Origin of the sequence: Clostridioides sp. ZZV14-6150 (assembly GCF_020657875.1) — a bacterium.
In the GTDB taxonomy this organism is placed as follows: domain Bacteria; phylum Bacillota; class Clostridia; order Peptostreptococcales; family Peptostreptococcaceae; genus Clostridioides.
The window spans coordinates 105,626-126,885 of the sequence record NZ_JAGWDA010000012.1 but is presented as its reverse complement, the minus strand read 5'-3'; the positions used below and the strand labels follow the sequence as shown (position 1 = coordinate 126,885).

At 28.5% G+C, this 21,260-nt stretch carries 12 protein-coding genes and 1 pseudogene; 1 reads left to right on the top strand and 12 read right to left on the bottom strand.

Going from position 1 to position 21,260, the window contains the following annotated elements; genetic code table 11:
- The 12 genes and pseudogenes from KGF41_RS14670 to KGF41_RS14615 form a co-directional block, all read right to left on the bottom strand.
- A pseudogene (locus tag KGF41_RS14670) lies at nucleotides 1–1,055 on the bottom strand (phage tail protein); the annotation flags it as partial.
- Between the two features lie 11 nt (nucleotides 1,056–1,066).
- A complete protein-coding gene (locus KGF41_RS14665; RefSeq protein WP_018112698.1) occupies nucleotides 1,067–1,222 on the bottom strand; it encodes a hypothetical protein in 156 nt (51 codons plus the stop codon).
- A gap of 1 nt (nucleotide 1,223) precedes the next feature.
- A complete protein-coding gene (locus KGF41_RS14660; RefSeq protein WP_227856902.1) occupies nucleotides 1,224–3,146 on the bottom strand; it encodes a tail fiber domain-containing protein in 1,923 nt (640 codons plus the stop codon).
- A 1-nt stretch (nucleotide 3,147) separates the two neighbouring features.
- The gene (locus KGF41_RS14655; RefSeq protein ID WP_227856901.1) at nucleotides 3,148–4,863 is read right to left on the bottom strand and encodes a phage tail protein; all 1,716 of its coding nucleotides are present in this window, start codon (nucleotides 4,861–4,863) and stop codon (nucleotides 3,148–3,150) included.
- A 650-nt stretch (nucleotides 4,864–5,513) separates the two neighbouring features.
- Entirely contained in the window at nucleotides 5,514–6,527 is a 1,014-nt protein-coding gene (locus tag KGF41_RS14650; RefSeq protein WP_227856900.1) for a type II toxin-antitoxin system antitoxin SocA domain-containing protein, read from the bottom strand.
- Nucleotides 6,528–6,629: 102 nt separating this feature from the next.
- Complete coding sequence (locus KGF41_RS14645) at nucleotides 6,630–7,025, bottom strand: hypothetical protein (protein ID WP_074099279.1); 396 nt, start codon at nucleotides 7,023–7,025, stop codon at nucleotides 6,630–6,632.
- A 214-nt stretch (nucleotides 7,026–7,239) separates the two neighbouring features.
- Nucleotides 7,240–13,062: a hypothetical protein gene (locus KGF41_RS14640; RefSeq protein WP_227856899.1), complete on the bottom strand. Its 5,823-nt coding sequence runs from the start codon at nucleotides 13,060–13,062 to the stop codon at nucleotides 7,240–7,242.
- A gap of 710 nt (nucleotides 13,063–13,772) precedes the next feature.
- Nucleotides 13,773–14,006, bottom strand: a complete 234-nt coding sequence (locus tag KGF41_RS14635) for a hypothetical protein (RefSeq protein WP_227854751.1) — start codon at nucleotides 14,004–14,006, stop codon at nucleotides 13,773–13,775.
- Between the two features lie 1,668 nt (nucleotides 14,007–15,674).
- Entirely contained in the window at nucleotides 15,675–17,360 is a 1,686-nt protein-coding gene (locus KGF41_RS14630) for a phage tail tape measure protein (RefSeq protein WP_227856898.1), read from the bottom strand.
- A 62-nt stretch (nucleotides 17,361–17,422) separates the two neighbouring features.
- Nucleotides 17,423–18,001 carry a hypothetical protein gene (locus tag KGF41_RS14625; protein WP_227856897.1) on the bottom strand — a complete coding sequence of 193 codons (579 nt, stop codon included), beginning with the start codon at nucleotides 17,999–18,001 and terminating at the stop codon, nucleotides 17,423–17,425.
- 229 nt (nucleotides 18,002–18,230) lie between these two features.
- Nucleotides 18,231–18,932, bottom strand: a complete 702-nt coding sequence (locus tag KGF41_RS14620) for an SHOCT domain-containing protein (RefSeq protein WP_227856896.1) — start codon at nucleotides 18,930–18,932, stop codon at nucleotides 18,231–18,233.
- A 101-nt stretch (nucleotides 18,933–19,033) separates the two neighbouring features.
- Nucleotides 19,034–20,125: a phage antirepressor KilAC domain-containing protein gene (locus KGF41_RS14615; RefSeq protein WP_227856895.1), complete on the bottom strand. Its 1,092-nt coding sequence runs from the start codon at nucleotides 20,123–20,125 to the stop codon at nucleotides 19,034–19,036.
- 282 nt (nucleotides 20,126–20,407) lie between these two features.
- Here KGF41_RS14615 and KGF41_RS14610 point away from each other — a divergent pair, with 282 nt between their 5' ends.
- Nucleotides 20,408–21,085 (top strand): helix-turn-helix domain-containing protein, encoded by a 678-nt coding sequence (locus KGF41_RS14610; RefSeq protein WP_227856894.1) that lies wholly within the window; start codon nucleotides 20,408–20,410, stop codon nucleotides 21,083–21,085.
- The last annotated feature ends 175 nt before the right edge of the window (nucleotides 21,086–21,260 follow it).

Sequence of the window (21,260 nt, the reverse complement as noted above, 5' to 3'; positions counted from 1 at the left end):
CTATTTTCAAATTCAGTAATCTTATTACTTACAGTAGTTGTCATATCTGTCTTAGCAGTATTTACTTCAACTATTTTGTCATCAACTTCTTTTATTTTTGTATCTAATTTTAAAGTACTTTCATCAATACAATCTTCAACATTAGATATAACCTGATTTACTTCGTCAAGTTTATAGTCAATCTGTTCTTGGTTATCTGTAAGTTTATCTTCAAATGTCTTATCATATAAATCAAAAGTGTCATTAGCTCTAGCATCTAAATCTTGAAATTTCTTATCTGTTTGAGCTTGCACATCAAGCATTTTGTCATCAACAATATTGTCTATTTCTTCAGATTTAGCATCTATCATTTCATCCAATTGGAGTTGACAATCAGTAAGTTTGTCATCTACTTGAATTTGCATATTCTGAATGGATTCTTCACGATTGGCTTCTTGATTTTGACGTGTTAACTCATTAAACTCTCTTTCTTCTTCTTGTATGTTTCTTATATCTTCATTATAAATCCTAATTTGCTCTGCTTTATCCCTAACTTCTTCATTACCAAGTATAGTTATTTCAAGCTGTTCAACTCTTTTAGTCAACTCTTTATTATTTTTTATAATTTCTTCTGCTTGGGCTATTATTACCAATAATACTCCGTATTCATCAGTTGAAGTGATATCATCATCATTAATCATACCCTCTTCAACTCTATAATAAAGATTTGTAGTATTAAGTAGAGTTCCATCTTTCACAAGGGATAGTTGAAATGTATTTATACCAACACTTGCAAGTGCTTGTCGGCTAAGTTCTATCTCTACAACACCATTTTCTGCATCTACAACTTCACATTCTCCATTAACTTTTTGTCCGTCTGATTTTGTAATACTAACTAAAACTCTATCATATTCAGATAAATCTATTATTTCATCTTTATTTTTCAATATTGCTTCAATGTAAGCTGTTTTAACATCATTTTCATTATAAATAAAATAGTCTAGTAATCTTTTGTTTATTCTGTAATTACTAAAATCTACTTCTATGGTATGATTCTTTATTTCATAATTTTTCAAAGTATCACATCCTATTGTTCTTTATTTTGTTCTTCTAGTTCTTTTTTTAAGTTCTCAATTTCTTCTTGTTGTTGCATGTTAAGTGCCTTATAAAGTATTAGTTCATTATATAAACTTTTTATTTCTTCAAATGCTACTGTATATGCTTTTTGTAAATTTACTTCCATATTAACACCCTCCTAAATTATTAATTTTCTCATTTAATTCATTAACTAGTATTTCTAATTCTTCTCTCTTTTGTATTTCTTCTTGAAGTGCAGTTGCCACAACTGTTGTATAACCAGATGGACTAAACATTAATCCATTTTCTTCTCCATAGTCATATAGAAATGTTTTTCCAACATAACTATCTTTAAAATCATTAGCTATAAACCCTATTTGACTATCTGCAATTGTCCTATCTTTTTCTGCTATATAATCAAATGTTGCTGGCTTAAATTCATCTTTTATAAAATCTAAAAATGGTGTTGGAGTGACACTTGAACGAGTTCTATTCTTAATATCTTTTATGTATACTATATTCTCTTTAAACTTTTTATCAGATTCACTCAAAGTAGAACGAGCATATAAATATCTCCATTTATAACTCTCACAACCTAAATCAGTTACAGAACGCTCTGGATAAAATGAATATCCTATACCTAAGCTATCTCCATTCGTAAATGTAAATTTAGCTCCTCCACATCTTACAAAAGTATCATCTCTTTCAACAATAAAGTGTTCTTCTCCATCAACATATATTTCAGCAGTATCATATCCTACCCAAAAATAATTATTGCTATCATATTTTAATCTTATAGCTGATGCTTGACTAGCACCATCTGATTGTCTTGCATCTATTGCAAATCCAGACCTGCTACTTCCAAATAATCGTATTATTGGTTCATGACCACTAGGAGTAGTTAATATATCACATGCTATAGCTCCTTGATTTACTGTTAATCCATTCCTATCTATTTCTACATAATTAGATATATCATTAAAACCAAATTCAATTTTATCGGGTTTAATTCCTATTATTGAACCACTGTTGTTCCTCGTGACCATCATAGTTATATCATCTTTAGTCAATTTAATTTGAGCAGAATTAGTTTTAGTTACACCATCCACTCTAGCTACTTCTAATTTTATTTCTTTAGCTGTAGCGTTTATTTGTGCAAATTCCTCTGATATACTTCCACCCATACCTGTTATATAAATTTTATCTACTGTATTTTTAAGTTCATTTATTTTTAAGTTGTATTGAGCAGTTGCATTTATAGCTAAAATTCTATCTGAAGGTGTAATTATACCATCTGAAATAACTGAATTGATTATAGAATTTAGATTGGTACTTGCTGCATCCAATGCTGATTTTGAAGTGTTTATTGCTACCAAGTCTACACCAGTAGTTCTATCAATAAGTTTTTGTAACTCTGTATATAAACTTGCTTTGTCTGTATCTAACAGATTAAGTTCAATATCAATCTTTTCTTTTTCTTCATCTGTAATCTCATTATCATTAAAATAATTAGACAGGTTAGAACTAAATGTTCCTAAGTCTGTATTTAACTTAATTATAGCCTTATTTATGTTTTCTCTTAATGTTATATTTTCTTGTGAGCCACCAAAATTTTTAGTAACTTCTTTTACCAATATATTTACATTTTCAGCTCTTTGGTCTATAAGAGACATATTTTCTTTTATATGAGATGCATCTTCTTGCACTTCTAAAACTGTTTGATGTATTCCATCTATGTCTTTTTCAATAACTACAAATTTTTCATTATGTTTTTCATCAGTTTCATATAATCCCCAAATCTGTTCTTCAGTATTTTTTCTTGAATTTCCATCAAAAGATATATCAAATATTGGTGAGTTTATAGGAACTTCTGTATGTTTTCCATTATCATTTACAACTACTAAAAATTGTGTGTTTCCTTCTGGTAATCTTACATTAGAAACTTTTAATGTTCCTGGATTATCAACATCCCAATATATATATTTTTTATTTGTTTCCTTATCTACTACTTGATAAAGTGTGTTGTTATAGGTTACAATTACTCCAGTAATTCTTATCCAGCTATCTGCTGGTGAATTATCTAATATCAATTTACATCAACTCCTTTTGTATATTTTTCCTAGGAATATATTCATCTGGTAGGTTAATTCTTTTCTTCTGTTGCTGAATAAATAAATGTCTTTTAGAGTTTAATGTTCTTGTTGCATGTTCAGCTTTAGTCAAATAATCAGCTATAGTCCTTTTATCATCTTCTTTTATTTTTTTGTTACTTAATGTTAATTCTAAAGTATCCAATTTACCATTTTTCAAATTCTGAGTAAAAGATGTAAAGTATACTAATTCTTCTTCTCCAGATTCTTTGCTATGTAACACTATAATATCTCCTAAGCTTAAATCACCCTTCCAATGCTGTCTAAAATTAATATCTATTATTCTGTCTAAAAAGTTTATAACATCTAGTGTCCATTCTTTAGTTGGGATACATTTTAAACTCAATTGTCTTTTACCTTCTGCTATTAAATCTTCAACTTTTAAAAAAGCATCATTTGTATAAGTATCATAATAGAGAAATTCGTTTAATTCATCTAATAGAGCTTCATTGAATATTAAATATCCATCCTCATCAGTTGAAGTTTCTCTCTTACAAAGAATATTTATATCTTTTATACTTTCATCTAACTTTGCTATTTCTTCTTCTAAATGTTTTATTTGAACATCTAATATGACCTTTTCATCTTCTAGCTTACTTATTTCTGCTGCTAACTTAGCTGATTCTATTTCATTTTTATGTTCAGGATTATCATATGTTTTCTTTATATCCTTCTTAGCTTTTATAGTCTCTATTACATGTAGCCATTCATTGCTTTTGCTGTCATGTTCTCTTTGTTTCTTAAGCTTTGTATCTATTAATTCTCGCCAAATTGGCTCTCTTATTTCATTCATTTCCTGGTATTTCTTTATAGCTCTACTAAGTTCTTCGCTCATTTCTTTATTATCTAAGAAATAAGAATAATTCTCAATGTAATTATATCCTGTAACTGTAGCTCCTATTATATCCATGTCTTCACTGCCTTCAAGCTTCAGTCTAGTTACTATATCATCACTATTTGTAGTTCTTTCAAGAGATTTAATATAGTTATCATGAGATAAATATAATTGAATATTATCTCCAAAGGAATCTATATGGTACAAATTAACTAAATTATTATAAGTGTCAAAATCAGCTATACACTCAAATTGTTCTTTTAGTTCATTATTGAAATAATCTAACCAGTTAGAGTTAATACTTTCTTGCCATCTTACTTTCTCTCTCTTATTGCCTTCACTATCAGTTTCATAAGCAATTGAATCATCTACATGACCAAGTTTCCAGCCCGTTTCTTGTTTTAAATAATCATTAAGAGATATAATAGATGCTTCTTCATCCTTGGTGAACATCTGTAATCCATAATCCTCAATATTTACGTCAATCTTTCCTAATTTAACCTCTTTTGATTTAGCTGTTACTACTTTTAACTTATCGTCTGTTGTTATAACATTCTTAATTACAAAGTACTCTTTATCATTAAGACAAATAAGACGCTCTTCTTTTATTTCATCAAATATAGGATTTATTACTTTAGAGAATTGGAAACGTTCTGTGATATATTTAGGAATGGTAAGTTGTATTTCATCTACTCCACCAAGCTCACGCTTTATAGAATTTAAAAAGTTGATTGGAATTTGACCTAGAAATGACTTGTTCATTTTGTGAATGGTTAATGTGTAATCAGATTTTATCTGTTTAAGATTCACATTAAAATGCATATTTTATCACCTTCTTTGCATAAAAAATAGCCACTTTTTAAGGTGGCAATAGATAAGTAGTAATTTTTGTGTAAAATTTTTAAATTTTCTGTTATTTATATTATATCTTTATTCTACTCTCGTAGTCAATATAATATTAAATTCAACATAATGGTAAATTATGGTATAATATTTTTAGAGACTACATAGAAAACTATTAGGGTGAATTTTCATTTACATAAGCCTTCCCAAGTCAAATCAAGAGGGGAGGTGATATTATGAAATATCTAATTTTATTGTTAACAATAATTACATTTCTTACAACTATAATTATTAGTTTTACTAGATTAGTGAGGAATGTAAATAAACTTCTTAAAGAGATAGACGAGTTTAAGAAAACGTTGCAAAAAATTAAGAATCACCCGAACGGGCATTCAGGTGATTCTTCCTCTAATTAATACTTAGCTTATTTATGAAGAGACACCCTACCGCAAATAGTTTGTAGTCTCTTTTTTTTATGTCTTTAATGATATAAATTTATATCATTTATATTACTATTATACTCTAATATTGTCATAATAGTCAATGTTGTTATAATTGACAATGCAGAGAAATAAAAATCATTCTAACTATAGAATGTTTTCTCATTGATATTTATATTATGTCTAACATTAACTTTGAATCTTTTTAAATAAATCAGAGCTATAATCATTTATATCAGATATATTTATTATATTATATTTAGATTTTATATTATTAAAGTATTCATCAATGACCTCTTTTTCTATAACATTACTAGAAGATTCATATTTGCCTAAACCTTGTCTATTAACAACCCAAGGTTTTTCCTCATGTGTCATTCTTTCTAATATTTTTCCACTATAGCATCCAAAGTATTTAATCACAGCATCAACAATCTTTTCTTCCATATCATTATCTAATGAAATTATATTGTTCTCATACTCTATTTGATTTCTTCCAAAATCTCTATATTTCTCATATACATTTCTGTATACCGGCCCGTGAACCCATGCTTCACAATCATCATCAAATAAGTAATTATTAGTAAATAATTTAGTAAATGCTTGTGAATAGTATAATAGTTTTTGTAAAGCTAGAGGTGTTATCTCTTCACATTTTGATACTATATATTCAGCAATAATACTTATTCTATCTGTTTCCAAAAATGTATTTTTTTCTTTTATTTCTAAAATAGCATCTCTACATTTTTTATAAGCAATATCCTTTATATTATTTTTATTTTCTTCGAGTACCTTTTTCATTTCATTTGGATTATCAAGTATTAATCTTAATTTATCAGAATATGGCTTTGTTGGAACATCTCCTTTTAAATATCTTGTTATAGTTCCCTCTCCCCATCCTAATAATGAGGAAAGAGGTTTTTTACCTATGTTATATTTTTCTAATAAAAGTTCAATTTCTTCTACAGTTATAATGTTATCCATTTCTCTAATTTTAGTATATAATGATTTTAAGTTTTCATCATTAAGTTCATGAATATATACATAGTTTCCACATTCTTCACAAAATGCTTCTTTCTTCATGTATTTTATTTCTTTGCCTCTAATAGTATCAATTTCTTCTTTAATTTTAATTGTATAGTTTACATCATCTAGACAAAATTCACAAAATACTTTATTGTTACCAGTTATCATATTTTTCATGGTTTCCCCTCCAAGTTTTCCTTCTTATTTAATTTGCATAAAAAAGATATATTTTTGTGTATCTTATATGCTAAAATACTGTGAATTTTTTTATTTAATAGGCTACATATAGTATTTAATTGAATACTTTGCAGGATGAAAAGATATTATTATTGTGAAATCTTCTTTTGTACTTTTCTTCTCTGCAATGTAAAATTTTATGTATAACTCCACTTCTTCTCTTAATCCATCTATATTTGTCAATTCATATTTTTTCCCAAAGAAGTACAATATTCTACCTTCGTGATTTCTATGTTCTTCTGATTTTGAAAAATCTTCTTTTGTTAAACAATTTAACATTTCTATTTGTTTGTTTTTATCTAGATTATATTTCTTTAAAAAATCATTATTATCCTGTCTATTTTCACTTTGAGATATAATAAAATTTTCACTTTCTATACATGCCTTAAACTTTTTTAGAATTATTTCTATGTCTTCTAGTATCGCTGATACAGCCAAACAGACACACTCCCTTCAAAGAAATATGAAAATACAATTTTGTATCTTCTATATATTATAGAATAACACTTTTTTTAGAATAATTCAATACAAAACAATAAAAAAAGTATTAATTGATACTAAAAATATTTTTATTTTAATATTTTTTCAGAAATGATACTTTTTCGTAGATTCAATTAATCAAAATTTATTTCCATCAATTTTACTCCTTTTATTATGATTTAATATTTTCTACTATTTTTCTATATACTCTATTCTCTAAATCTCTACCAAACTTCTCTAAATCTTTCATAGTGTCCTTAGTTACATTTCCTTGAACAACAAAAAATGGGGAGTTAAAGTTGACTGATGATGTTGGAGAAGCACTTCTTGAACGAGAATTTGAAGGTGGTGTGTAATTAGGCATAGCAAATTTACTTAAATCCAACTCATCTAATATGTCATTAATATCTTCTAATGTTTCCTTTCCTTCTTTTAGCTTATCAAGCCATTCTTGTTTAGTGACAGAACCCATTGCCAACATACCATCTTCGTATTTATTAATATATTCAATGATAGCATCTTGAAGTTTCTTAACTTCTCCATCAAGACCTACAAACTTACCAGAACTGATTGCTTCATTAATTAAATCAACTAAGTTTTCATCTGAATATTTTTTCTCTAATTCTTCTTTTAACTTATCTGCTTCTTCTTGTAGTCTGTCAGATTCTTTATCATACATGTCATTAACTTGGTCGTCTATATGGTCTTCACTTAATTCTTTAAGTTTTTTCAGCTCTTCTTCTAATTGTTTTTGTAAATCCTTAAGATTCTTTTGACCACTCAAACTTGTATCTCTTTTAAGGGACTCTTCTTTTTTTCTTAACTCATCAATTATATCTTGCTGTTCTTGTAGCTCATCTTGATATTTAGCTTCTTTTCTAGAGTCATTGTAAGCATCTTGTTGCTTTTTAAGAGAATCAATTTTAGCTTTAGTTTCCTTGTCTATTTCTTTAAGTCTCTCTTCAAGCTCTTTTTTATACATGTCTCTAATTTTCTCTTGTAGACTTTGAGCTTCTTTGAGCTGGTCTTTATAAGCATCTTGAATCTCTTTATTTAATGCTTCGATTTCTTTTTTAGATTCAGCAATTTCCTTATTGGCATCAGGTATTTTATTTGTTAATAAATCCAAATATCCCTCTGCTGCCTCTTCCATTCTCTTAAATTCTTCATCAGTCATGTTCTTTTTAAGTTGATTTTTATGTTGAATGAAGTTAGTTATATCGCCATTATCTCTAAATGTAAATCCGTAGCCTTGTAGTTTTTGCTGCAGCTCTTTTTGTGTTTCTTGAAGATATGCTGTTGTTTCAGATAATTCTTTAGCCTTCTTGGCCATTAACTCTTTTTTCTTTTCTAACAACTCTATCTGCTCATCACCTGTAGCATTTTTAAGTAATACATCTATCATTGCTATTTCATTATTTACTTGCTCTACATCTTTATACATAGAAGTCCATGTGGAATTCTTATTAAGTTTCCACATTTCTTCTTGAGCTTTCCTTAATTCCTCATTGTGTTCTTTAATTTTATTATTGTATTCTTCCCATTCTTGCTCACATTTAGGTAATTCTGTAAATGTAACTTTAATATATTCTTCAAGGACTTTCTTAGTTTCTTCTAACTCTTTTTTTCTGGATTCATCTTTTTTATTTTCTTTGTCTCCAGACTTTGAATTTAATTTGTCTAATTCTTTTTCTATTGATATTAACTTTTCTTCATAGTTAGTTAGATTTCCAGTATCATCAAACTTAAAGCCCATTTTCTTTTCTTTTAATCTATTTTTAAGTCTGTTACTTTCAGCCTTATATCCATCTTGTTGTTGTTTTATTAAATCTTTTTGTTGAGCAAATAATTTATTTTGCTCTTGTAAGTATTTAATCTTCTCATCACCTGTAGCATGTTCCATTTTTTTATCTAATAGAGATATTTCATTTGTTACTGCTGATATAGCATTTTCTAACTCTTTAAATAACTCTATACTATATTTTACAGATGAGTCTATTGTGTCATTATTTATTGTAACTTTAGGTTTGATTACTTTGAAAGCGGATGTGGCTCTTGATACTGCTCTTGAGAAGAAAGATGGTTTTGTTACAGGAGTTTCGTCACTTATTGGTGCTAGTTCTGATGTTCTAGGTTGGGATAGATTAGCTGGAATTGGAGTTCCATTAGTAACAGAGGTACGTTCAGTTTTATTGGTCTTATCTGAACTATTTCCTCCACCTCCACCAGAAGAATTAGTTACTTTATTAGTTACAAATGTAGTAGTGAATGTTTTTCCTGCATAATTTGATTTAAATGACTCTATTTTCCTAATAAGTCCCGATATGTTCTTTGCAGCCGTTGCAGTTAATGCACTAAATGTAGTCTTTATATTCTTGCCACCATATCGGCTGACATAACTTTGTACTTTGGATATTAATCCAGTGACATTCTTTGAGGCTTGGGCTGTTTCAGTTCTAAATACAAGTGTAGATACTTTTAAAGCTAAGAATTGTTTTACTCTAGCTATAAGTCCAGAAATGTTTTTTGCACCTTGAGAAGTTTCTGCATTAAGATTTACGTTATAACTATTTTGACCAAACTCTTCAGCTTGTTGTCCTAATGATGCTATTTTACTTGCAGTATCTTCTAAACCAATAGCTCCTACAACTGGTTCAACTTTTTCACCATTAAGTTCATCCATCTTTTGTTTAGTGCTATCTAATTCATCTTTACCCTCATTGTTTAAAGAAAGTTCTACAACTTTTATAGGTGATATGCCTTGTATAAATTCAGCAGTTTGTTCTGCCTCTTCTTTACCTTCAGTTTTTACATCAACAGTTGGAGTGGCTGTCTTACCATTTAACTCATCAAGTTTTTGTTTAGTACTGTCTAACTCTTCTTTGTTAGTTACTTCGGGTTTTACTTTAAGTATACAAGGTTCATTATTCTCAAAATCAAAACCAGGAACTTCGCCATTTTCTAAGCCTTGTACTTTAGCACTTACTAGAAGTTCAGCATTAGTACCATCTCCATTTTGAACCTTATCAATGGTTTCTTCTGCTTCTTCTTTGCCCTCAGTTTTTACCGTAAGTTCTGCATTATGATTTCCTTTTGCTTCATCTAAATCTTTTTTAATTTCCTCTACATCTTCTTTACCTTTAACTTCTATGCCTAGCATTTTCTTTATATTATCAGGTAGATTATTTACATTTTTTATATCTTCTAATACACTTGGATTAGCAATAGCCATTTTTAATATGGCAGTTTTTTTATCTGGATATTTTTCTATAAGTTGATTTACTTTATTTATCTCGCCAGGATTATTTACTATAAAATTATATATTAAATCTTTTTGCCCTTCTGGAGTATTATTATAAAGCTCTGTAGCACTTTGTATTTTTTCAGGATTTTCAACCATAAATTTAAGTATTTGTTTCTTCTGATTTCCATCTTTTAAGCTATCATATAGTTTGATTCCGTCTTGCAATTTATCCGGATTTTCTGTTGCAAATTCTAAAGCTAACTTTTTAGATTTACTATCAGATATTCCATTATAGAACTTTTCAAAGGAATCTAATTGCTCTGGATTTTTTACTATAAAATCTATTGCGACTTTTCTATCTTTTTTATTCAATCCATCAAGTAAGTTTTTGATATTTCCTATTTTATTTATATTTATACTTCCATCATTTATTTTTCCTTGTATTGATTCTGGAAGTTTATCATATAATTCTTTTAATTTTTCTAACTTTTCATTACCTTCAACACCAACATTATATTGAAGTCTTTTATTTTCTGGGATTTTCTTAATTGCTTCATCTAAACTTTTAACTCCTTGAAAAGCATCTCCTGAATTATTTATAAAATCAATTTTCTTTTCAGCAGGAACTTTTTCTAATGCACTATTTAAAGCATTTAGAGATTCAACAGAACCAGATATACCCTTACTTTCTATAGCTTTTTTTAATGAATCTTTTGTGACATTCTTTTCATCATCATCACTCTTATTTTCATTTTTATCTAAAATATTTTGTAAGGCCTTTTTAGCTTCTTTGGCTTCTTTTTCTAACTCTTTTCTATCTGTTTTAAAATCAATTGGTATTTTAGGTCTATTCTCTTCCTTTTGATAATATTCAGCTAATTGTTTTAACTCTTCTTTACTTATTATTTGATTTTCTCCAATTTTTATTGGAGCATCTATTTTCTCTGGTTTAACTTTTCCATTAAATATATCATTTAATTGATTTGCTACATAGTCAGGAAGTTTACCTTCATTTTGAATTGTAGTTGATACCTTCATAAGTATCTGTTGCTCAAATTCAGTAGCATTATTATCCTTACCTAAAATTCCTCTTATCATTTCTTTTACTTGCTTAGGAAGGTTGGTATGTGTTTCACCTTCATTAATTTTAATAAGGGATGATATATCAATTTTTCCATCAGGATTGTTTATAGTTTCACTAATAAAGTTATTTAAGTCATCAAATTGACTTTTAAGTTTTATTGCTATTCCATTTTCATTTTCAAGTTCAGCAGTAGATGAATCATAAGAAGTTAAAAAGGCATGTAATGCTTCTGCTGTAGCAGTAGATTCACCACGAAGATTCTGTAACCCTTTCTCCAAGAGTTTCGTATCTATTGGTTCTTTACCAGCAGCTACTAGCGTTTTATTAATTTCTCTTCCTACTGCATCAACTGCATTGGCATATTCTACAGCATCTCCACCAGCTTTATAATTTGTATTAGCCTCTTGCAGTCTTTTATTCCACTGTGCCAGTTTAGGGTCGTTATCGCTTATTATAGAACTCAATCTATCGAAACCTGATACAAGTACGTCCTGTTCTGTAACAGATATATCATGCCAGTTGAAGACATCCATTAGCTCGTTAATTTGACTTTTAACATTGTTTGTAGCATTTTTATAATTAGATTTTTCTGCTATTTTATCAAAAGATACTTGTTGTATTTCTGTCTCTGCAAGATTATATTCATCCATAAGTTCTTTTGCTTCTTGATTTTTCTCAGCAATTAAATTATTTCTTTTTTCATAAGCTTTTTTATATTCTTTTAATGATTTTTCAATCGGCTTTGTTTTGAGACCGTCACCTTTTCCAAAAGCTTTATCTAAAGCTTTTTTATTATCACTTAATTTTTGAACATATTTTTTGTCAAGTGCATCTATGTCTTCAGTTTGTTTAGGGGCTAAATTCATAGCATTAAGACCAGTATTATATCTTTCAGTTTTCAAAAGTTCATTTTTTTCTTTAATAGCTAATTGTAATTTACCTATAGCCTCATCTAAAGAACCTGAGAATGCAAGTATAGGATTTCCTTCTTCATCATATCCAGCAACTAAATCAGGAGAAATATCAGCTATTTGTTTTTGTAACTGTTTAAATCTTTCAAGCTCATCAGATGTCTTATTAGTCTTATTGTAAAGCTTATTGTATTCTTCTGATAATGCTTTTAAACTTTGCTGTTGTTGAGATAATGTGCTAATTTCACTTTTAGTATTTTCTATATTTTCTCTATGCTTTTGAGCAGATATTTCATATCTTCTATTCCACTCATCATATTTTTGAATAAGCATTGTTATTCCAGATATAATAGCACCTATTGCAAATCCAGATAAAAGAGAACTTCCTATTGATGTCGCAAAGTTTTTAAACTTTGACCCCATACTTTTACCTAAATTAGATATTTCAGTAATAGAAGTTCTACCTGCTACCTTTAACTTATTCATAGCTCCTGTAGCACCATTTACTTCTTGTTTAACTTTATTATATGATGTTGCTAATTTAGATACCTTTTTTACACTTTCATCAGTGCCTTTATCTGCATTATTATTTATTGTAGTAGTTTGTGTTTGTGCTTTTTTCTCTTTGCTTTGCTCTCTTAATTTTTTTAACATTGCAAAAGATGTTATTGTTGCTGGTAGTAACATATCCATTTTATCTAAAGATTTTATAACTTTATCTATACCTTCAGATAAATTGATTAATCCATCTAACATACCATATATCATATCAGAATTAGCTAACGTACTAAATATGGATACCCATGTTTCTTTTAGATGATTTAATCTACCCGCTAAACTATCTAAGTATTGTGCATTTTCAGTTTCAGCACTACCAAATTGTAGACCTTGTGAAAATTCACTTCTTATTTCTTTAAAAGTCTCATAATTCTTTCATACCCTCTGTTTCCAGATATTTAAAAGGGAATAGACTATACCACTATCTTTATATAAGATACCTATTGGTAGTCGTTGCGACCTTTCCTTATTCATAAGAACTTAGGACTATGTCTCAGGATTACCCAATCTTTAATCTTGTTACCATATCATTGTGATTAGCAATGCCACATTTTGATTTCTCTAATGCTTGGTAATTAAAGCTCTAAGGGTTTTCCCTGATATTCTAGGTTTTCTTTATATATCACTATATAAAGGGGCTATTATGTTAACCCATTAAGGACTGGAATATAGCTGCTTGTTGCTTCACGTTGTTATCGTAAAGGCTTTTTATCCTCTACTTCTTATAGTTTCCTATAAGGTCAGCATATATTTTCTACTTAATTTAAGTAGTCGAACACTCTTGGGAATATTATTGCTTCCTTCTATTGCTCAATTCCTATGCGTTACGGTTCTAGGTGGTATTCCTAGTTACCTCGGTATTAACATATCTAAGACTTAGTCTTCACCGATTTTGCTCGATAATAATTCTAAATATCACTACTTAGAACGGCAAATAATTTACCTGCTATTGCTTCAGCTAATCCCTTCTGTTCATCTTCTCTAAGCTCATTCCATTTATTTTTGACCTCATCTAATACTTCAACCATATTCTTTAATTCGCCAGTATCTTTGTTTTTATATATTGTAATACCAGCTATTTCTTTCAATCCCATAGCAGTTTTATTTAATTCGAGATTTCCGTCTCGTGCATTTATTTTCATTCCTGCTAAATTTATTGCAACACTTTTTAAGCCATTCGATTGTTATTAACCAGTAGCTTTTTATCTACTGCTCTGGAGGTTTCCCTCATTTTCATCGACTTGTCATTTCAAGTCCAGTCTAGCATATCTTTTTTACTTATAATTAAATCATAAAGTAAATGGGAACTCTTGGAGATATTATATTCTATTTCTAGTTTCAATCTCTATGCGTTGCGTGTGACTAATCTTTTAAAATTAGCCTTCCACTCGGATTAGCATTTTAAAGCTTTCCCGTTTCTTTCCCATTAATAATCCTAATTCTTCTATGATTGTTGAACTAAGACGGCAATTTAAATTTACCTACTTTTTCTGGATTTTGTCGATATCTTCAATTAGGTTCGTTAATCCTAACCAGTTCTCTTATGAACTTCTTTATATCTCTATAAAGACGAGACTATATCTTCATCCACTAAGGATGCTCTCTGTTTCGATTCACTTGAATCTACATAATAGTCGTTGAACCTTCTCCCATACGGAGCTTGGATGCTGATTGTCCAATCTAACTAATTTTTAAACATTCACATTTATTGTTTCCAATTATGTTGTAGTTTAGTTAGTTCTAAGGAGTTTCCAGCAATTAAGAGAGTTTTTAACTATATATTACTATATAGTGCGACTAAAATTAATCGCTTCATTTGTTGCTGTTATCATACCTACAGTCGATTTCTTCACATAGATTCGTTACTTCTATGCAGTTCTTTTATGAACTTCTTTATATCTCTATAAAGACGAGACTATATCTTCATCCTATAAGGATGCTCCCCATTTCCATTCACTTGAATGTACAATTAGTCTTTGAACCTTCATCTGCTAAGATGCTTGGTTGCGGATTATCTAATCTTAAGTATTTTTACTATACCTTTGGAGTTACCCATTGCCACTAAGTATATTTCTATCTTAGTTTAGTAACTTAAGCTCTAAAGACTTTCCCGCAGTTAAAGGAGTTTTTAACTACATATTACTATATAGTGCGACCTAAATTAATCGCCTAAACTGACACCATATTCATGGAGTACGCTACCTCCACGCTTCCGTTTATCTTCAATTAAGTTCGCTACACTTAATCCGTTCTCTTATGAACTGCTATATGTTTCCATACAGACGAGACTATATCTTCATCCTATAAGGATGCTCCCCATTTCCACATCCAATAGCTTGATATGTACGGTTTATAACCTAGTCGTTGAACCTTACTCTATTTGAGTCTTGGCTGCTGATTGTCCCTATCTTTTAGATTGTTACACTTGGTACTAAAAGCCTAACAGGAGTTTCCAGCACTTAAAGGAGTTTATCATTATATATTACTATATAAGGCGACTAAAATTAATCGCTTCGGCAACACCTGCTGTTCCAATTGCATAATTATTTCCTGCATAGTTTCAATTTGTTATCCTATAAGTTTTTTATCTCATAGTTCTTACATTTCTTATTAATGTAAGTTCAGCATACATTTTCATCTTCAGCTTTATCTGTTAAGATGGAGGATACTCTTGGAGATATTATATTCTATTTCTAGGTTCAACCTCTATGCGTTACATTACTAATAGCTCTTTAATTCTACCAGTTAACTCGGTATTAGCATCTCAGCCTTCACCGATTTTACCCTCTCATAATATTAGATATTTCTATCTAACACGCCAAACAATTTAGCATATCCATTGCAGCAGTTAATTCTGTTGTTTTCTTTGTAGTATTTCCAACTTGTACTTGCATTTCTTTTAAAGGTTCGATTCTAAATCCATTTATTATTGTGTTTACTGCTGAAGATGCACTTTCAACATCCATATCACCTACATTAGCGAGTATCATTGATTGTCTTGCAGCAGCTATACTTTCTTGCATACCTCCAATTCCTGCTTGTAAAGATGCTGCAATTGATTCCTGAACCTGTGATGTTGTCATTCCGACTTCTTTGGCTGTTTGATTAGCTTTACTTCTTATTTCATCCAATTTTTGTACTGAATTTATGTCAACTGGGTCAGCAACCTTTTTTAAATCTGTCATAGTTTTATCTAATTCTTTATAAGTTGATACAACTCCTCTTATTGCATTTTGTAATTGCATCGCTGCCATATTGCCAAGAGTAAAGTAAGAAAAACTACGTGTAAAATCATTAAAAAATTTATTCATACCTTTTCCACTTGAACTTAATGCAGTAGTTGACTTATTCATATTATTTATAGCTCTTTGAATTTGTTCTAATTTACTAACTTTTTGGTCTAAAGGTAAATTAGCTAATTGCATTAATTCTTTTTCAAGCTTTTCAATTCCTGATGTTGATTGCCCTAGTTCTAATGCACTTTGTTTTAGTCTTTTTAAATCTGATATTGCTTTATCAAAATTAAATTGAAACTCTGATTTTGTCTTAGAGACATTAGCCGCACTTTGAACTTCTTTAAGCTTTAATTCTAAATTTTCTAAATCAGCAATAGCTTTTTTTAACTCATCTCCAGTTAGATTTTTTAAATCAAGACTTTTTAACTTTTCTGCTTGAGATAACAATCCACTTAAAACATTTTTATCTGCGTATTTATTTCCACTAAGTTGTTTCAATTTATTTATAAAACCATCAACACTTTTTTGCATTGAGTTAAATTGTGATTCTACTTTAGAATTAACTTCAGGTATTTTTAAATTAGCCATAACTGATTGGACTGATTGAAAATCAGCTAATAATTTTGATATTCCTCTAAAACCCAAATTCTCCAATTTTATATTAGATAAATTATTTAATTGCTTTGATACAGAATCTATTATTGCAGATTGTTTTTCATCAAGAATATGAGTCTGCTTGAATTTAGCAATTTGATTCTGAGCCTTTTGAATATCTCCTTGAATTTTTTGAAATGTAGAAGCCAAGGTACGTTGCATATTTTCGTACGATGAACTATCTATTTTAGCTTTTCCTTGTAACCCTTCTAGTGCTGAGCCAACAGTTTGTATCTTACCTAAAACACTAGATAATTGTTTTTCTAAAACTGCATATGATTGTACATTAGTAGTCTTAGACATTTGTTTTTCAATTGAATTCTTTGTATTAATTAATTTTTGATATTCTGATAATAAACTATTAACACCTGAGTTAGAACCCTTAGTTGATTTGCCACCAAATAGTCCATTTTGTGTCTCTCTGCTAAGTTTATTAATTTGACTTAAAACAGTTTCTAATTGCTTTAAATTATTTAGAGATGAGGTATTCATTTCTACATTTAATTTTATATTATTTTCTTTCGCTGAAGTCTGTAATGATTTCAGTTGGGCTTTAGCTTTTTCATCATCTAGTTCTATACTGGTCTTAATTTTAAATTCACTCATTAAATCACACTCCTTTTTTTACATAAAAAATAGACAGTAATTTTACTGTCTATAAAATATTCCTATCTTAATGGTTCTGGTATTTCCTCATCAATCATGTCATGTATTTTTAAAAAAGAATTATCTAATTCTTTACATTCCTCTTCATTGTATTCTAACTTTTCACCTTTATTTAACAGTTCTTCATATATGTTTAAGCCTTTATTTAAAATTTTTCTTATATCTGATGTTCTCTTCAAAATGCTAGCATTTTCTTTCTTTGTAATATCTTTATAATAATCATCATTTTTAATTTGATATTTAACATATTTTTTTAGTCTATTTATATTTATATCATCTACAATCTTCCTTTTTTCTTTTAATTTTTCTTTAGATTTGTTTAATGTTTCTTCATCAAAAGTAACCTTTACTACCCTTTTATTAGTTATATCCCCCTTAAATTCCATATTATCATTTTCATAATAAATCCCCTTAAATATTTCTTCAAACCAAACAATAGTAATTTCATCAAGAATTTTTTCTAAGTTACTATATTCTTTCTCACACTTAGCTAATTCTTCCTCAGATAAATCATCACTACATCCAACAACTCCAAATCCTAACAAACCAATCATTAAAATCAACAATATTTTTTTAAACATAATATCCCCCTTATACTCTGATATCTTAATTATATCAAGAATATACCATTAGGAAAATTATTACAATTCGACATTATTTTCTTTTGCAGATGTCTTCAGTGATGCTAATTGTTTCCTAGCTTTTTCATCATCTAACTCAATACTGGTCTTAATTTTAAACTCTTCAGCCATTCACTCAACTCCTTTTTAAAGCATAAAAAAAGACAGTTAATATACTGTCTTAATATTTTTATTTAATTTTCTCTAATAATACTTTTTTCTTTTCATTAAATTCTTCTTCTGTTAATATCTCTTGGTCTTTCAAACTCTGTAATTCTTTTAATGAATTTGAAATTTTTGATATATCATCATCATCATCTTTTTTTATATCATTATTGCTTTCTATTTTAGCATTTTTAAATTTAGCTGCTTCATTCTCTACAACTAATTTAAATCTTTCCATTTCTTTTATTTTTTCTTGAATATCTGCATTATTTATATTTTTATATTGTGGAATATAAAATACTTCATAAGTATTAAGTTCAAATATCAAAGTTAAATATATTTTTTCTACAAAAGTATATTTATCATATGTAGGAACTATAGATATTATCCTCATCTGATTTTTTTCACTAACTTGCATGTTAAACTTAATGCTTACTAAATCTTCTATATTTTTTTTAACTGCTGTCTTAAATCCAGCATGAATGATAGATATTTTCCCATTATTACTTAATATTACACTGTCACTGTTTGAATTACCAAAAGCTTGACATTTAGACATTGAAATATTTTTTTGTATCGCTTGTTCCACTTTTGTCTTTTCTCTATTTCTTTCTGCTATTCTCTCTAATCTAGCTTCTTTTTCTTTTGCATCATTTATTACATTCGATATAAAAACTGATGCTGCAAATATGCCAACAACAACTAAAATAAATATTAATGCATACATAATATCCCCCCCCTATACTCTGATACATTAATTATATCAATTCTAAAGGAAAATTTATACTACAAAAGGAAATAGAAGCCAAAACTTCTATTTCCATAACATCATTTCAAATATTTATCAATATCTTCTTTACTAGCTTCCTCTATGTAATCTATCATACAGATTGGAATATCTCTGCTCCTAGAAACATCTCCTATTTCTTCTACTCTTATTTTCTCATTTCTTACACTCTTTAATATCCCAATAAATCCATAATACTCATGGTCATATATAGCATATGTTTTGCCTATCTCAACCATTACACCTTTTATGTAATCATTATTTATCATAAATCTCTTAAGTACCTGACTATTCTCTTTCAATATTTTATTAAGAAAATATATTTGTCCTTTTCCAGTTACAATAGGAGTGTATCTAACTATCGTATTCCCATCTTTATCTACACCAGTACTCTCAGAAACCTCTAATATTTTTAAATCCATTGACTTTTGAGTTGGGGAATTATGGTCAGCTCTTTTCTTCCTAATCAGATATTCATTGTTTCTCATCCATTCAAACAATCTATTTTGTCCTATATCTACTCCATTTTGATTTAATATCTTAGATAATTGAGCAATTAGTATTGAGCTTGATGAACTTTCTATGGCATTAGCTAATTCAAGTTTAGGTTTGTTTTTCTCTTGTTCTACTTTTAATTTCTCTTTTGTAGCTCTCTCTTTTTTCAATTCTGTAAGTAATTGTATAGTCCAGTCTGGGTCATTAATTGCCCTCTCTAGTGCTTCATTGGTCATATAAGCTCCATGTTTTCTTATACTTGGTAATACTTCTGTTCTTAACCATTTTCTAAATTTTATACCGATTGGTTTGTTAGTATATTGTAAAAATCCGTATAAACCATCCTCATAGAAAATAGTTAAGCTTGAAACATATTTCATAGAGGGTATTACTTTTAAAGTAGTCTCCTTGAAAATTCTAAGAGCTTCTCCTTTTAACACCTCATACTCTTTTCCAAGTTCAAATTCTTCTGTATCTATACATTGAAATATAGTTTTTGAAGAATCTGCATAACCAAATAATCCTGCTATTTGACTTGCAATCCAACAAGGTTTGTCTTTCCATACAAAAGTATAAATTTGATTTCCATTAAACTCTTTTATTAATACTTGTTCCACATTTTGATTAATTATTTCCATAATTAATACCTCCTTATAAGTTGTGTTTTTTATAAGAAGTTGATATAATCATATTAGTTATATTGATGATTATATCAACCAGAGATTCCATTTACTCGCCAAAGTTCTTATGGAATCTCTTTTATTATCTTAAAGTTGTTTTTAATGCAACTCTTATTTACATCATAGTTACTTTAAAGCAACTTGTCAATATATTTCACAATAATAATTTATTTAAAAGCAACTTTAAGTTTATTTATACGCAACTTAATGTTATAATAAATATATATGGAGGTGTTGTAATTGGCTACATTTGGAGAAAGACTAAAAAAATTAAGAACTGAAAAAAAATTAACTCAGCAAGAATTAGCAACCATATTAAATATAAATAAAAGCTCAATAAGCCGCTACGAAAAAGACCAACAGATACCAGAAATTAAACTGCTTAAGGTGATGGCAGATTATTTTAATATAAGTTTAGATTATCTAATTGGAAGAAATTTCCAAAATAAAATAAATATTAATGAAAATTTCCCTGATATTTTTACTAAATATTTTTCAAAACAAATAAATAATCCAATTTATAAAGTAAATTACAAGATAAGTCTTATTAGAGAATTTTATTTACAAGTTACTGAAGAAGAATTTGCAAAATCATTGGAGACATCTACAGAAACTGTTTGTTTAATTGAAAATAATAAACTGATACCAGATGAAAATTTTATCAATAAATTATGTGATACTTATTTAATTAATAAAGAGTGGATAAAAGATAATGATAAGGAAATGTTACCATTTTTAAAATATGAAGTTAAAAGAGATGAAGAGTTAGAACGACTTCTAGAAAAAGAAGGCTTCAATGATAATACAAAAGACTTTCTAAGAAGATATAATGACTTAAAAGAAGAGCAACAAGTTGTTATAGATAAAATGCTTGAATTTTTATCAAAAGAGCAAGATGCAAAAAAAGAGGATAATTAATGTATACCTCTTTTTTTGGTAATGTAGTAGTCTAATGTTGAAATTCCAACATGTGTCCACGATGGACTCCCTTCTTACATTATACTTCTATTTTTCTAAAATTGATTTACTTTTTTATATCACATGTCTCTATGGGTGTCCATTTTGTTCACCCCTTTATCCTCTGACCACATTC

Excerpts from the sequence above, each read along its gene's own strand:
- KGF41_RS14665 (WP_018112698.1), bottom strand. The coding sequence starts at position 1,222 with ATGGAAGTAAATTTACAAAAAGCATATACAGTAGCATTTGAAGAAATA.
- KGF41_RS14655 (WP_227856901.1), bottom strand. The coding sequence starts at position 4,863 with ATGCATTTTAATGTGAATCTTAAACAGATAAAATCTGATTACACATTA.
- KGF41_RS14650 (WP_227856900.1), bottom strand. The coding sequence starts at position 6,527 with ATGAAAAATATGATAACTGGTAACAATAAAGTATTTTGTGAATTTTGT.
- KGF41_RS14640 (WP_227856899.1), bottom strand. The coding sequence starts at position 13,062 with ATGTTAGATGGATTAATCAATTTATCTGAAGGTATAGATAAAGTTATA.
- KGF41_RS14635 (WP_227854751.1), bottom strand. The coding sequence starts at position 14,006 with ATGAAAATAAATGCACGAGACGGAAATCTCGAATTAAATAAAACTGCT.
- KGF41_RS14630 (WP_227856898.1), bottom strand. The coding sequence starts at position 17,360 with ATGAGTGAATTTAAAATTAAGACCAGTATAGAACTAGATGATGAAAAA.
- KGF41_RS14625 (WP_227856897.1), bottom strand. The coding sequence starts at position 18,001 with ATGTTTAAAAAAATATTGTTGATTTTAATGATTGGTTTGTTAGGATTT.
- KGF41_RS14620 (WP_227856896.1), bottom strand. The coding sequence starts at position 18,932 with ATGTATGCATTAATATTTATTTTAGTTGTTGTTGGCATATTTGCAGCA.
- KGF41_RS14615 (WP_227856895.1), bottom strand. The coding sequence starts at position 20,125 with ATGGAAATAATTAATCAAAATGTGGAACAAGTATTAATAAAAGAGTTT.